Annotated in this window: 14 protein-coding genes; 10 read left to right on the forward strand and 4 right to left on the reverse strand. The window is 66.3% G+C overall.

All coding sequences use genetic code 11. From position 1 onward, the window contains the following. The first annotated feature begins 438 nt into the window (after positions 1-438). The 3 genes from AWQ68_RS42045 (at position 439) to AWQ68_RS42050 (ending at position 2663) form a co-directional block, all read left to right on the forward strand. Positions 439-1356 carry a hypothetical protein gene (locus tag AWQ68_RS42045; protein ID WP_157544895.1) on the forward strand — a complete coding sequence of 306 codons (918 nt, stop codon included), beginning with the start codon at positions 439-441 and terminating at the stop codon, positions 1354-1356. 569 nt (positions 1357-1925) lie between these two features. Further along, positions 1926-2321, forward strand: a complete 396-nt coding sequence (locus AWQ68_RS04770; RefSeq protein ID WP_157544897.1) for a hypothetical protein — start codon at positions 1926-1928, stop codon at positions 2319-2321. Positions 2322-2381: 60 nt separating this feature from the next. Next, positions 2382-2663 (forward strand): hypothetical protein, encoded by a 282-nt coding sequence (locus AWQ68_RS42050; RefSeq protein WP_157544899.1) that lies wholly within the window; start codon positions 2382-2384, stop codon positions 2661-2663. On the opposite strand, the gene AWQ68_RS04775 is transcribed toward AWQ68_RS42050, so the two are convergent. After that, positions 2607-3233 (reverse strand): hypothetical protein, encoded by a 627-nt coding sequence (locus AWQ68_RS04775; RefSeq protein ID WP_157544901.1) that lies wholly within the window; start codon positions 3231-3233, stop codon positions 2607-2609. The two genes, AWQ68_RS42050 and AWQ68_RS04775, sit on opposite strands and share 57 nt — an antisense overlap. Positions 3234-3413: 180 nt before the next feature. On the opposite strand from AWQ68_RS04775, the gene AWQ68_RS04780 reads away from it, so the two are divergent. Then, positions 3414-4595, forward strand: coding sequence for a sensor histidine kinase (locus tag AWQ68_RS04780; protein WP_066935158.1), 1182 nt, complete (start codon positions 3414-3416; stop codon positions 4593-4595). Next, positions 4592-5254: a response regulator gene (locus tag AWQ68_RS04785; protein ID WP_066935161.1), complete on the forward strand. Its 663-nt coding sequence runs from the start codon at positions 4592-4594 to the stop codon at positions 5252-5254. The genes AWQ68_RS04780 and AWQ68_RS04785 overlap by 4 nt, the downstream gene beginning before the upstream one ends. An 88-nt stretch (positions 5255-5342) precedes the next feature. Here the strand turns inward: AWQ68_RS04785 and AWQ68_RS04790 are convergent, their stop codons facing one another. After that, entirely contained in the window at positions 5343-5891 is a 549-nt protein-coding gene (locus AWQ68_RS04790; RefSeq protein ID WP_066935164.1) for a YciI family protein, read from the reverse strand. Positions 5892-6134: 243 nt separating this feature from the next. Between AWQ68_RS04790 and AWQ68_RS04795 the strand changes: the two genes are divergently transcribed. From AWQ68_RS04795 to AWQ68_RS04805, 3 genes are all read left to right on the forward strand, one after another. Further along, positions 6135-6992: a DUF3626 domain-containing protein gene (locus AWQ68_RS04795; RefSeq protein ID WP_066935167.1), complete on the forward strand. Its 858-nt coding sequence runs from the start codon at positions 6135-6137 to the stop codon at positions 6990-6992. 379 nt (positions 6993-7371) lie between these two features. After that, entirely contained in the window at positions 7372-7962 is a 591-nt protein-coding gene (locus AWQ68_RS04800) for an RNA polymerase sigma factor (protein ID WP_245655742.1), read from the forward strand. A gap of 41 nt (positions 7963-8003) precedes the next feature. Next, positions 8004-8477 carry a peroxiredoxin family protein gene (locus AWQ68_RS04805; RefSeq protein WP_066935170.1) on the forward strand — a complete coding sequence of 158 codons (474 nt, stop codon included), beginning with the start codon at positions 8004-8006 and terminating at the stop codon, positions 8475-8477. A gap of 677 nt (positions 8478-9154) precedes the next feature. Here the strand turns inward: AWQ68_RS04805 and AWQ68_RS42055 are convergent. Further along, on the reverse strand, positions 9155-9676 hold the full coding sequence (locus tag AWQ68_RS42055) for a hypothetical protein (protein ID WP_157544903.1): 522 nt from the start codon (positions 9674-9676) through the stop codon (positions 9155-9157). A 518-nt stretch (positions 9677-10194) separates the two neighbouring features. On the opposite strand from AWQ68_RS42055, the gene AWQ68_RS04820 reads away from it, so the two are divergent. Next, positions 10195-11205 carry a 5'-nucleotidase C-terminal domain-containing protein gene (locus tag AWQ68_RS04820; RefSeq protein ID WP_218006765.1) on the forward strand — a complete coding sequence of 337 codons (1011 nt, stop codon included), beginning with the start codon at positions 10195-10197 and terminating at the stop codon, positions 11203-11205. Positions 11206-11366: 161 nt separating this feature from the next. On the opposite strand, the gene AWQ68_RS04825 is transcribed toward AWQ68_RS04820, so the two are convergent. Further along, positions 11367-11915, reverse strand: a complete 549-nt coding sequence (locus AWQ68_RS04825) for a dihydrofolate reductase family protein (protein WP_066935182.1) — start codon at positions 11913-11915, stop codon at positions 11367-11369. Between the two features lie 357 nt (positions 11916-12272). On the opposite strand from AWQ68_RS04825, the gene AWQ68_RS04830 reads away from it, so the two are divergent. Continuing rightward, positions 12273-13139, forward strand: coding sequence for an aminoglycoside phosphotransferase family protein (locus AWQ68_RS04830; RefSeq protein ID WP_066935185.1), 867 nt, complete (start codon positions 12273-12275; stop codon positions 13137-13139). The last annotated feature ends 73 nt before the right edge of the window (positions 13140-13212 follow it).

Below are 13212 nucleotides of genomic sequence, written 5' to 3' on the forward strand. Positions count from 1 at the left end.
ACCGTGTGTCTTGCAGTTCCAATGGCAGGTACCCCTCTGATCAACTTCGCGTGTTAGACGCTATACCCGTCGGGGATGGGCTTCTCCGGGTCCATTCCGCGCGATCGCGTCGAATGGGACCGGGATCGGTCCCTGCGGAGCCATGTCGCACACCTCCTCTTCTGTCGACCTCTAGACACTTCGGCTTGCGTCTCGCCCGAGCGAGAACCGTCTGGGGGCTATGCGGATGACGATCGCCAGACGACTGTCTCCGTCGTAGCGCTGATCTCGGGCGCCGGCCTGACCGCCAATGCGATCGAAGCGCTCCCAGCAGCTCCCGATGCATCCCACAAAGTGTCCCAGGCGTGAACATTGAGCACTAACCTAGCCAAATCCGAGATCGCTATGTGATTCAAAGGCGGCAAGGTTTCCGTTGCTTGCTTTAGCTCAAGGAGCGATATGAAGCGTCTCAGCGTCGTCGTCGTGCTTGGTATGCTCGCGGCCCTGCTTACTGACACTGGAACTGCTCTTGCCGCATCGCCTGTCAAGCCGGTTCAGACTCTCAGGCAGCAGTTCGTGGTCGGACGCGGAGTCCTGGTTTCCGAGACGCACCAGACGATCTCCAAGGGGTCCAAGCGGGCCTATATCAACCGGACCACTGGCGTGATCGGGTTTGGGAAGTCTGGAGTGGTCGGTTATGACCTCACATCCAAGGTGAAGATCACGCCCGAACTCGAGGCCACCTTCAGTGACGAAGAGTTGGAAGGCATACGCACACCCCTTCGTGCAGTCAACGTGGGACGCTACACCTATGTCCAGGGTTTCGACTGGGGGCCGATGCCTGAAGGAACGACCTGGATCAGGTTCGGCAAGAGCGCATCCTGGCAAAATTATGGCCAGCGCGGCGATCAGCTTGTTGACATCCTTAGCCCCGCAAGGCTGAAGTTCGTGATCTCGAAAGCCACTTCTCTCCGCTCGGGCGAGTATCGCGGCACCCTCAAAGCTGAGGATCTGTATGCCGAGCTGGGTCCCATGAACCCAGAAAAACAAAAAATTTCTTTCAGGTTGTTCACCGACAAGGATGGGTTGCCTGTCCGCCTGGTTACGCAGTACGACGCAAAGGAGTATGAACGCGGCTCCGACGGCAAGCTGACCAGGAAAATGAGTGCTCACGTGGTGGATACTCGGTACCACCATTGGAACGCAAAGGTGAAGGTCATTGCCCCTCCGGCATCCGAAGTTGTGGACTTCGGTGACCTGCCGATAAATCAGTCGGACCAGAGTGGAGCACCATTGGTCCTTAATTCTGCAGGGCCGGCTGCAAAGTGCGGTAACCACACTCTCTGTCAGCGCCTAACAACTCGCCCATACAACTGAACGAAAGTCGGACGGAATCGTCGAATCAGAGCGTTTGCGAGACTGATCGGCGGTGCCGAGTTTTCTTTCCGTGCTGCCTGAGGCCATTGACCCGGATCGGGCGGGAAGGATGGTGATTTGGCCGAATGGCGCAGAGTGCCGACACGGAAACGTTCTGTCTCTTGTTGTCCTCGTGCGAGGTTGTCTATCTGCTTCGCCACCTGGTGCCGCCGCTCGTCGGTAACGCGCCGCCCTGTGCTCGGCCGCATGCTGCGCGTGCGGCCTGAGGGCCGTCCTCGCGTGAACCATGCGGCCCGTGCGCGGTTACCGAAGATGCCAAGCACCACAAGCATCACGGTCGAGCGTTCCGCCACCGAGTTCAACCGCATCGCGGCCCTTCGGCGCTTCACGTTGGCGTCGGCCGTTCCCGCCTCTCGGCCCACACCGCTTCAACTCAGTGCCTCCGGCCGGAGGACAGGCATCGGTGTGATCGGCATACGCGACCGGAGGTCCATGGATGGCTGAGGTGGGGACCTGACGTCGGGCAGCGGGGCGCAGACAAGAAGATGCGCCGGCCGTACAGTTCGACCATGACCCTCGACATGCGCCCAAAACGCCTGTCCCTCAGCCGTATGCAGTTAGCCTTGATCGCAGTCGCCGCTGCCCTCCTGGGTGGTTTCGTCGCGACATACCTTCCATTCGGGACGGTCCCTCTGCGCGTGGCGGAGGGGCAAGCATGGCTGATGGCTGATGGCGAGGAGGGGTCCTTCCAGGCGGACAACGGGGTCACGGCGGCCTTCCGCGCAAACATGGTGTGGACAGACGCCGGCGGCCAGACCACAGTAGGTGGTCGCCCGTCCTGTCTCTGGGATGCCCAGGCCCATGAGCCACGCAGTAGAGGGGCCAGGGTCGAAGCCGGGTACCGCTGGGTCAAGACGCCGGATGGGATCAGCTTCCCCATTGCTGCCTGGCTGAAGTGCCTGTAGCCGGCTCATTGGAACACCCGCAATATGCGGGGCGCTGAACGGGGAGCGTTGCCCCGACATGTGGCTCGGGCTCACGCCGTACGCGGTGCCGGCCGACCCCAGGGCGTCGCCGAGTCGAGCGGCGTGCTCGCTCCCGAGCGCGGCACCTCGGAGACCACGGTGCCGCGGCTCTGCGGGACCATTGGACTGCGCGGCTACCCGAACTGCGGCTCGCGCTCGCCCGCGAGGCGACTACCTTCGTCAGCAGCCGCCGCCGCGAGTGAGTACGCGCCGAGCAGGCAGGGCTCAAGCCTGCTGCTCGGCTCCGACCCGCAACTGCGGGTCGAGCGCTGCACGCGCTGAGCCGCGCACCGTCAGCACCCCGATGGTGAGCAGCGCGGTGAAGCACAGGTAGTCGGCGATCAGCGCCCAGCCCCCGGGCAGGCCGAGGAAACTGGCCACCGGCGTGACGATGAACAGCACACCGGTCCACCATGGGTACACCTTGGCCCGCAGCACGGCGATGCCCAGGCAGATGAAGCCGGCGAGCATCAGAACCAGCGCGCACGTCTCGTAGACGGCGTAACCGGCCGGCGGGTCCGACGGGATGCCGCCGTGCCCGACCAGGTACGGCTTGACGAAGGCCTCGATGACGCCCTCGGCGACGTTCAGCATCACCAGCGCGGCGAAGGTGCCGATGTACCCGAACATGGTCAGTTTCTCCGCGCGGCGCCCGTGCCCGGTGAGGATCGCCGGCAGGCCGAGTACGACGAGGATGTCGCCGCCGATGGCGATGCCGTTGAGCAGCGGCCAGTGCGGGCTGGTGAACCGGGCGTCCCCGGTGCCGCTCGCCAGTGCGTTCGCCGTCAGGTATCCGGCGCACGCCACCACGGTGCCGACGATCAGCGCCCAGCCGGCCAGGCGTGTCCGCATGTCGTTCATGATCACCCTTCCGCCGCCGCGCCCCGGTGGCGCGCTCCGGCGCACCCAGGGTCGCCCCGCGGCCGGGGCCGGGGCATCGAGCTGGGGTCGCCTCGTGCCGATACTCGCGGATGACCCGGGAGATACCCGGGGATGACGTGCGACGGCCGTGCAGGTCGGTACATTCGCCGCATGACCGACCGGCGCCAGGCGCACCTGATCGGCGACGGTGTGCTCGCCCTGGTGCTCACCGTCTTCGCCCAATTGGACCTGCGCTTCAACGTCGAGCAGGCGGACCACTACGGCTCCGAGCCGGTCCGCGCGATCACCACCGCGGTGGCCACCGCCGTGCTCGCGCTGCGCCGCCGCGCGCCGGTCGCGACGGCGGTGTGCGTGGCGCTGGCGAGCGCCGGGCCGCAGCTGTTCACCACGCTCACCGTGCAGCTGTGGGGCGATTTCCTGCCGCTGCTCATCGCCACCTACTCCGCCGCCCGGTACGCCGAGGGCCGCCGGGTGATCCTGGGTGTGCTCGCGCCCTGCGCGGCGATGACGGTCGCCTGGCTGCTGGTGCCGGCCGTCCACAGCACGCCCAACCTGCCGATCATGTTCCTGCCGTACCTCTTCTGCATCGCCGCCGGCCGGATCGTGCGCCGTCAGGTGCACGGCCACGAGGCGGCCCGGGCCCTCGCGCGGCGGCTGGAGGACGAGCGTCAGGAGTCCATCCGCGCCGCGATCTCCGAGGAGCGGGGCCGGCTGGCCCGGGAACTGCACGACATCGTGGCGCACTGCGTGAGCGTCATGGTCGTGCAGGCCGGTGCCGCCGAGGACCTGCTCGACCGCGATCCGGATGCGGCCCGGGCCCCGCTGCGCTCGGTCCAGGACACGGGCCGGCAGGCGATCACGGAGCTCAGCCGGATGCTCGGGCTGCTGCGCGGCGCGGCCGGTGGGCCGGGCCTGCGCCCCCAGCCCGGCACCGCCGACCTCGCCGACCTCGCCACCCACATGAGCGAGATCGGGCTGCCGGTCACGGTCTCCGCGACCGGCGCGGTACGCCCGCTCGCGCCCGGCGTCGAGCTCACCATCTACCGTGTGGTGCAGGAGGCGTTGACCAACACGCTCAAGCACGCCGGTCCCGCTCAGGCCCGGGTGCTGCTGCACTACACGGAGAGCGAGGTGACCGTGGAGGTGGTCGACGACGGGCGCGGCGCGATCGGCGCCGGGACCGGGCACGGGCTCGTCGGCATGCGGGAGCGGGTCGGCCTGTACGGGGGCACGCTCAGCGCGGACGCCGAGCCGACCGGCGGGTTCGCGGTGCGGGCGAGTCTGCCGCTGACCGAGCCGCCCGCCCGCGCCGGTGCGGCTCCGCAGCCGTGATCCGGGTCCTCCTGGCCGACGACCAGGCCCTGGTGCGCGGCGGCTTCCGCTCCATCCTCGAGGGCCAGCCCGACATCGAGGTCGTGGGAGAGGCGGCCGACGGCGGCGAGGCGGTGGTCGCCGCGCTGACCGGCGACCCGGACGTGGTCGTGATGGACATACGGATGCCCCGGGTCGACGGCATCGAGGCCACCCGGCGGCTGCTCGCCGACGGGCGCAGTCGGGCGCGGGTGCTGATCCTGACCACGTTCGACCACGACGAGTACGTCTACGAGGCGCTGCGCGCCGGCGCCAGCGGCTTCCTGCTCAAGACCGCACCGCCCCGGCAGCTCGCGGACGCCATCCGCACCGTCGCGGCGGGCGAGGCGCTCCTCGCCCCGGAGATCACGCGGCTGCTGATCGAGGACTATGTACGCCGCCCCCGCCCCTCGGCCGCCGCCCCTGCGGGCTTGAACCAGCTGACCCCGCGGGAGCTGGAGGTGCTGGTGATGATCGCCCGTGGACTGTCGAACGCCGAGATCGGCGCCGCCCTGTTCCTCAGCGAACCGACCATCAAGACGCATGTGACCCACGTCCTGGCCAAGCTGACCCTGCGCGACCGCGTTCAGGCGGTGGTGTTCGCCTACGAGTGCGGACTGATCCGCCCCGGCGGGCCCTGATACGGCCTCGGTCCCGTACCGAACGCGCCGAGGCGCCGGCCACTACGACGAGCTACGCCGGCACACCTCGGTGATGGTCACGTGCTCATTACCGCCGCCCGCCGAACTCCCAGTCGTGGACCTCGATGTCGGCGTACCGGTCCGGGGTCAGGACGGCGCGTGCCGCATCCGGGTCCGGCGCCCGGACCAGCAGCGCCGTACCCAGCCAGGTGGTGCCGTCGTCGGACAGCAGTGGCCCATACGCGATCAGTTCGTCCTGGCCGGACGGCGGGACAAGGTCGGCAGCCTGCCCGGAGCCGAGGCCCAGCACGAGATACCGGTTGCCGCCCTCTCGGCCGCCAGGGAAATCCCACATGGTGCGCCCCAGCACGTTGCGCCATCGGCGCAACACCACATCCCGATATACACCGGCCTGATAGTTGGGCTCGTCGAAGACGAACGCACGCGCAGTGGCGACATCTGGCAGGTCGAGGATGTGCACGCTGCCGGTGGCCGTGTCGCTGCCGGGGCCGAAGGTCGGGCCACGGGCGATCATTTCCGCCGCGTACCGGTCCATGTAGGACCAGTGCTCTTCCAGCAGCTCGTCGCGCAGCGCCGCGGAGTCAGGCCGATCACGGTGATAACAGAAGAACTCCATGCCGAGATTACCTACCACGGACTCGGCGACAGCTACGAGGAGGGCGGGGACAGGCCGGGCATGGCACCTCTGTCAGAGCAGCCCGTGCGGGTGATCACGGTGTCAATAGCGTGCCATTAAGGACGTTCAGTCACGGTCACTCGCGGGCTGTCGGCAATACGGAGCCCAGAGCCTCACCCAGGCGTAGGCCGGGCACGTCTATTCGGGATGCGATGACAGATCGCGCGCAGGCAGACTGTGCGGATGAGCGTGGACACGTCTACGTCGCCGCAGGAGCGAGCCCTCCGCCACGTCGAGGCCCTGTCGTCAGGGGACCCGCTCGACCCTCGGTTGCAGGTGACGCTCAACTTCCACCCTGACCGCTTGGTCGGCGGCCGGCAGATCCTGCTCAGGCTGGCCGACGACGGCGTCTACGTGTCGCAATTCGTCACCGGAACGAGCAACGGGGGACTCACCGCTCATCCCGGCGGCGACCGGTGGCGCTGGGAAAGCAGGATCTTCGGTGGCGCGTACGACCATGCGCCTGCCGAGGAGCGCCCCGTCTACGGTGCGCTGAACTTCCGGCGCAAGTCCATCGGCGCCGCGCCGCGGTTTGGCTCCGCCCACTTCAAGCTGACGGCCGAGACTCTTCGGCGAACCACATTCTGCTACCCAGACAGCTTCTTCGAACCCTCGGCGTTCGGCGTCGCGTCCCGCATGGCGCTGATCGAACTGGCCGAAGCTGACGACCAGGACCTCCTGGACGACTACATCGAGGCGCAGGTGCACGGGCCGGTCAGGCTCGACCGGGACGTGGAGGCCCTGTTCCTCGACCCGAGCTATCGCGGCACGGCCGTGGAGGCTGCGGCCCGCCGGCTTCCGTGCGCCCTGAAGTGGCATTCCGGATTTCGTCTCACGATCGATCATCTGCGGCGCCACCCGAACTACCGGGGACAGGAGTACGTAGCGCTCGGCGCCGAGATCGCGGTCGACGGCCTGCTCGATCCGCGGATCATCGGAGACGCTGCCCGCACTGGACGCTACGACGTGCAGGCGCTGAAGAAGGTCTGGCACTGCGTGGCGTGCTTCGGCTCGCCTCTGCTCCCGGCCGGCGAGTGCTGATCACCGTCTGCTGACCGCCGTCTCGACCTCTCGTCGCGGTTGCGGTGCGCTCGCATTACCCAAGGGAAGCGAAGGCCACGCGATGGTTGGCCAAGCAGCAAAGAAGGTGCGGAACGCTGCCGAGGGCAGCTGATCGGCGCCGCGCCGGGCCGCAGGTCAGAAGCCCACTCCCCCCAACATGATCAATTCCACGAGGTTGGGCGGCGTGCTGCTCGGTGTGAGCCCGGCGAGGTTTGCCGTGATAACGGCGAATCCTTTCGCGGTGTGGGGGCCTCTTATGGGGTGATGGCCACACTGGCGAAGGAGATGGGGATGAGTGACGTCGTGATGCCGACTGTGCGGCTGGCGCTCTTCGGGACCTCGTTTCGGCGGCGAGGGCGTGGACGTGGCTGACCGCTCTTGGGCGAGCACGCAGCTCATTGAGGCCGCACAGGCCGGTGATCGCGAGTCGATCACTGCGGTGCTCCATGGTGCCCATTCTCATGTGCGGCGCTTCGCGGAGCATCTTTGTGCGTCCCCGCAGGATGCCGAAGACGCCGCGCAGGAAGCGCTGATCATCCTCTACCGGAAGATCGGCTCCCTGCGCGCCACCAGGGCACTGGCATCGTGGATGTTCCAAATCGTCCGGAACGAGTGCCTGCGCCGCGCTCGAGTGCTGTTCGAGCGTCCTGACGAGGCCGAAGCCGGTCTGGTGACCTCAGCCGAGGACGAGGTCATCCGGCGTCTGGAAGCCGAACTCGTCGCGAAGGCGATCCAGGAGTTGCCAGATGTTCAGCGCAGAGTATTGATCATGCGGGATGTACTGGGCTACCCGGGGCGGAGCGTCGCAGGGGCGCTCGGCTTGAGTAACGCCGCGATGAAGTCCCAGCTGCACCGGGCCCGCAACAGGCTTCGCCTCAGCTTGGGCGGCACGACCGGCCCCATCGACGGCCGGCATGACCCCGGAACCACCGGCACCTGGCCTGTGTAGACCGCATTTCCACAACCCGAGTTAGAAGGGGAAGCTTCGCCATGCTCGAAACCGGATCGCCCGCACCCGACATAGCGCTGGAGGACACCGACGGCCGGGCCGTCCGCCTGTCCGACTTCCAGGGCAATCATGCCGTGCTGATCTATTTCATGCGGTCGACGTCATGCGCGGTCTGCAACAGGCACGTCCACGACCTCATCCGGCGCCGCAACGAGTTCGCAGCTGACGACGTTCAGGTGCTTGTCGCGGTTCCTGAGGACCGTCAAGAAGCGGCGGCGTGGAAGGCCAAGCGCCAGGTCCCGTTCCCCGTCCTCGTCGGCCGCCGGGGCACCCCGCACGAGATGATCGGCTTGAGCAGAAAGGTCTTCGGCTCCCTGCAGCAGTCAGGCAGCATCCTCATCGACTCCCGAGGCGTCATCCGCCACGCTCACGGCGCGACCATGCCCACCAGCGGCTACGACAAGAAAAGGATCATCGCCGCCGTCCAGGGTCTCCGCACCCGGAAGGGCACCTAGACCAGCCGCCACCTCGTTCCCGAGCTGCGCTACTTCGTCCAAGGCCCCTACCGCACTCGACCTCCGGTTCCTCCCAGGACAGCTGTATCAGCGTCGTGTCGGCGAGCCGCTCATCTTTCGCGGGTAGTCCGGGCATGGATTGCTTGCTCCTTCATTCGATGCCTTTCGACACGTGAGCACGGTTGCCTGTACTTACCGCTGATTCCGGAAATGGTTCACGGCAGGGTTGCGGCCGTCGCCGGCCAACTCGGTGTGCATGGGAAGGCGTGGCGCGGCCAGGTCCGCCAGGCCGAGAGCGACGACAGGAAACGGCCCAGCACCTTCAGCAGGGACGTGGTTGGGTCTGCTCGGGCCGGCTCACGCGGAGACGGTTACGACAAGGCTCTGGCCGAGAGCCCCACCGACCCGTACAAGACCGATGGGACGGGCCTGGATGATGTGGAGATCGCCACCATGGAATAGGTGGACTGCTGCAACAGTCCGCGGTTGCGCAGAGCTTGCCGGGATCTCCCGCCTGCCGAATTCGAGGCGCTGTATCCGCAGAGAAATCAACCCGGCGCTCTCCGCGCCGGAGCCAACTGCCGTGCCATTACCAGGAGATGAAGCTCGCAGGTCAGGGGCCCGCGCCGCCTCCACTGCCTGCCCGAGATCGGCGTTGTGATGCATTGCGAGAGTGGTCACTGGCAGTTGGCCGGATCCTGGCCTTGGCGGTCGAATTCTTTCCGTGTGATCACGACATCAACCCAATCGGGCACCGACCGTTTCTCGTCGTAACGCTGGACCAGCACCGACCCTGGCTTCAGCGTCGCCACACTGTCGGCGGAGAAGCTGACGTAGTTGGTGTTGACCTGGTTGGAGCCCCGTCCCTGATAACCGAATGCGTGATAGGAAACCCCCGGGCGCAGTACGAACGGCTTTGGCTCCACCGTCCAGCCGTCATCGGGGGCGTCCAGCCGGAAGGATGCGCTCTGTCCGTCAAGGGACGGTGCGATGAAGTCCACATCGTCCGCGACCGTTGCGCCTGATGAAGGGCCGGGCATGGCATCCAGCGGGCCCGAGGCGTCCTCGTAATGAGAGATGCTTACGCCTTCAGGAGTCGCTCCCTCACACCATGCCAGGACGACGATCGGATGCCCCTCGGCGTCGACGCTGACTCCGGTCGACCCGGCTATGGGAGGTGAGCAACTCGTAACGCCCATGATCCCGATGATTATCAGCAAGACCCCGCATAAGCGCCTCATATTTGCAGGCTAAGCAGGACCGAATGTTACTGCCATGAGCCGTGATCAGATTGCCGTCCAACCGTATCGGGGCTGTGTGGGGATGGTGAAGGAGGTCGGTTTGCGGTGGGCGCTCATGCGGGAGCCCAGCATGCCGCCGTGCTGACGGCGATTCTCGAATTAGTCACACTTCGGGTTGCGGTACAGGACCGTGCGGAGCCGTTCAAGCAGGCCGATCATGTCCACCTTCAGAGCACCCCATGCCGGGCGACGAGCGTGGCGAGCAGGACCGACGGGCGGAACCGTCGGTCAGCCATGTGGTCGGGTCTGTGAAGCGCTTGTGCTCTCCGCTTTCAGGCCCCCGCCGAATTGTCGGTCGGTCCGGCTAGCCTCTGTTCCTCCAAGGGAACGGGCTAATCCGCTATTCCTTGTCGCGACCGCAAGAGAGGAATCCTGTGGGTCTATTAGGGAGAACTGGACGCCGAATCGGCGGGCCGGTGGTTGTTATCGCCCTGGCGTCCGGCACCTTTGTCCCGGCGGCGCATGCCGCCCCGAAATCATGGAACACCGTGTCCGCCTCCATCGAGGACGCCGACACGCCGCCTGAGCAGGGTGGCGACCCGACTCAGAACCTCGTTCAGAAGCTCACCATCAACTTCGAGCGGATTACCGCGTCGAAGTGCCCGTTGACCTTCAAAATCCACGGCTCCTTCGAGGGGCTTCCCGCCGGCCCGCAGGTTATCCAATATCGCCTCGTCGGCACCGACGAGTGGAAGACCGTCAACGTGCCGGCCGACCACGGAGCCGTGTTCACCACCGTGCTGGAGACGCTCGACTGGGATTGGGAGTGGGACTGGGAGACTACGGCCAAGACCTCGATGCAGATCGAGATCAGACAGCCGAACGGTCTGAAATCCAACACCCTCTACTACTTCAAGTGCGGTTCGCCGGGTGCGGAGGAAACGTTCGGCGCGACCGCCGAGAACATTGGACTGACCGCCAGCGGTGGCCCGCTGGTCGAACTGGTCGCTGACGCCTACCTGGACGCGGTCCAGGCCCTCTCCGGCGCGGAGGTCGCCCTCGTCAGCAGGTACGGGTTCCGGACGGACCTGAACGCGGGGCCGGTCACCTACGAGGAACTGTGGAACACCCGGCCGGCCGGGCTCGCCGTAGACGTGAACGCGATGACCGGCGCGCAGCTCAAGAAGCTGCTGGCGTATCCGAACCCCTCGGGCTGGGTGCTGACCCCGTCGGCCTCACTTCGCTACACGCTGGAGGGTGGCGTCGTGACCGAGATCACGTTGAACGGTGCTCCGGTGACCGACACGCAGGTGATCAAGGTTGCGGCCAATTACACGCTGATGGGCGGCTGGGAGGGCTTCCCCCAATGGGAGGGAAGCACCACTGTCTACCACGGCGGGCCGGACGACACCGGAGCGCTGGCGTCCTACATCGTGAAGAACTCACCGGTCAGGGCGCCGGAGGGGGATCGCGTCACCATTCGATGAGTGACACCCGACCGGTCGGACGGGCATAGCGCCCGACCTCCGGGCTGATCGCCGGGCGGAGCACATTCCGTCCGGCGATTCGTTCTCGGTCAGGTGAGCGCTCGCGTGGAAAGCCGACCGGCCGCAAGGCTGTCCCTCTTCGGCGCTGGCGGCCAGGCCGTTCAGTTTTCGGCGGGCTGGTAGACGAGGGACAGCACACCCGTCTCGAAGGTCGTCGAGGAGGTGAGCTTCATCGGGATCTGGACGCCCTCCTCGAACAGCCGCTGGCCGGTGCCGACCACGATCGGGTGTACGAGCAGGCGGAGTTCGTCGAGCAGGCCGTGTCGCATCAGCGAGCGTACGAGGGTGGTGCTGCCGCTGATGCTGATGCTCTTGCCCGGCTCCTGCTTGAGCTTGGTGATCTCCTCGACGAAGTCGCCGCTGACCAGAGTGCAGTTCTGCCACTCGACCTTGTCGAGGGTCGATGAGACGACGTACTTCTGGATGTTGTTGATGAAGGGGGCGAAGGGGTCGTCCGCCTCGGTCTTGCCCGGCCAGTAGGCCGCCCAGTCCTCGTACATGACCCGACCCATCATCATCGCGTCACTCTCGGACATCTGTGCGCCGATGGCCGCCCCCATCTCGTCGTTGAAGTAGGGGAAGTGCCACTTGTCGGGCGACTCGACGACGCCGTCCAGCGAAATGAAGAAAGCCGCGACGATCTTGCGCATCTCTCGATCTCCTCTGTCTCTCGTTGTGTGACCCACCTTGGCAGCCGACGACTTCTGCTGTCAAGACAAAATTATTTTTCGGTGCCGGGCTCGGATCGGACGTGCCCGCATGGACTGCTCGCCATGGACGCCTCCCGGCCTGTCGGTAGAGGCAGCAGGCGGGACGGACACCTTGGGAGATCAAGGCGGTGGGCAGGGCACGTCCGCCGGAACGCGGCCTCTCCTCCGCCCGTCTCTGGGCGCGCCGAGGCCGGAAGCGGCTACGGACAGCCCGCCGTACCGGCGTGCCGCCCGCCCTCTCAAAGGCCGGTTTTCGTGATGCTGGATAACTCGCGCAGGAGCACGGAGACTTGGGCCGTGATCGACATCACCGCCGACCTCGTACGCACCTTGATCTCCGAACAGTTCCCCGAAGGGGACGGCCTCCCGATCGAGCCCGTTGCCCGCCAAGGCTGGGACAACCGGACCTTCCGGCTCGGGGATCGGTTGTCCGTACGCCTGCCCAGTGCGGAAGGCTACGTAGCCGGCATAGAGAAGGAAGACCGTTGCCTGCCCATCCTGGCCGAGCATCTGCCGCTACCCGTGCCGACACCAGTGGCGACGGGACGCCCGGCCGCTGGGTACCCGTTCCCCTGGTCGGTACGCCGCTGGATCGCGGGAGACACCGTCGAGAGCGCCGCGAACGTCGATCGAATCGACTTGGCACGCGACCTCGGGGGATTTCTCACCGTTCTCCGGAGGATCCCCACGGATCAGGGACCGGCCTGCGGTCGTCACTCCTGCTTCCGAGGCTGCCACCCGAGCGTATACAGCGATGACGTCGAGTATGCCCTCGACAAGGTGGGGCACCTCGTCGATGCCGCCGCCTGCCGGGCCGTCTGGGCGAGTGCGCTGACCTCGGCCTGGCCGTTTCCGCCGACGTGGTTCCACGGTGACCTCGCCGTCGGCAATCTGCTCACCGAGGACGGAAAACTGTCCGCGGTGATCGACTTCGGCACCTGTGGCATCGGCGATCCGGCATGTGACCTCGTCATGGCATGGACCTACTTCGTCGGTGACGAGCGGAAGGTCTTTCGGGAGGCCGTCGGCCTTCCCGACGACACCTGGCGACGAGCACGCGGGTGGGCGCTGTGGAAAGCGCTCATCACCATGTCCGGTTCCGACCCCGAAGGCATTCAGGGTCGGATCCTCATGCACGTCCTTGCGGACCCTGTCATCGACTGATGGGACCGAAATGCCGCCGAACGCCTACTGTGTCGAGCGGGACGTTACCTGCACGAATACACCGGATAGGACG

The sequence above is a fragment of the Microtetraspora fusca genome (genome assembly GCF_001570365.1).
In the GTDB taxonomy this organism is placed as follows: Bacteria; Actinomycetota; Actinomycetes; order Streptosporangiales; family Streptosporangiaceae; genus Microtetraspora; species Microtetraspora fusca.

Bases quoted from the DNA above. Each gene is read 5' to 3' on its own strand.
- AWQ68_RS04805 (WP_066935170.1), top strand. From the start codon at position 8,004: ATGCTCGAAACCGGATCGCCCGCACCCGACATAGCGCTGGAGGACACC.
- AWQ68_RS04795 (WP_066935167.1), top strand. From the start codon at position 6,135: ATGAGCGTGGACACGTCTACGTCGCCGCAGGAGCGAGCCCTCCGCCAC.
- AWQ68_RS04775 (WP_157544901.1), bottom strand. From the start codon at position 3,233: ATGCGGACACGCCTGGCCGGCTGGGCGCTGATCGTCGGCACCGTGGTG.
- AWQ68_RS42055 (WP_157544903.1), bottom strand. From the start codon at position 9,676: ATGGGCGTTACGAGTTGCTCACCTCCCATAGCCGGGTCGACCGGAGTC.
- AWQ68_RS42045 (WP_157544895.1), top strand. From the start codon at position 439: ATGAAGCGTCTCAGCGTCGTCGTCGTGCTTGGTATGCTCGCGGCCCTG.
- AWQ68_RS04790 (WP_066935164.1), bottom strand. From the start codon at position 5,891: ATGGAGTTCTTCTGTTATCACCGTGATCGGCCTGACTCCGCGGCGCTG.
- AWQ68_RS04780 (WP_066935158.1), top strand. From the start codon at position 3,414: ATGACCGACCGGCGCCAGGCGCACCTGATCGGCGACGGTGTGCTCGCC.
- AWQ68_RS04825 (WP_066935182.1), bottom strand. From the start codon at position 11,915: ATGCGCAAGATCGTCGCGGCTTTCTTCATTTCGCTGGACGGCGTCGTC.
- AWQ68_RS04770 (WP_157544897.1), top strand. From the start codon at position 1,926: ATGACCCTCGACATGCGCCCAAAACGCCTGTCCCTCAGCCGTATGCAG.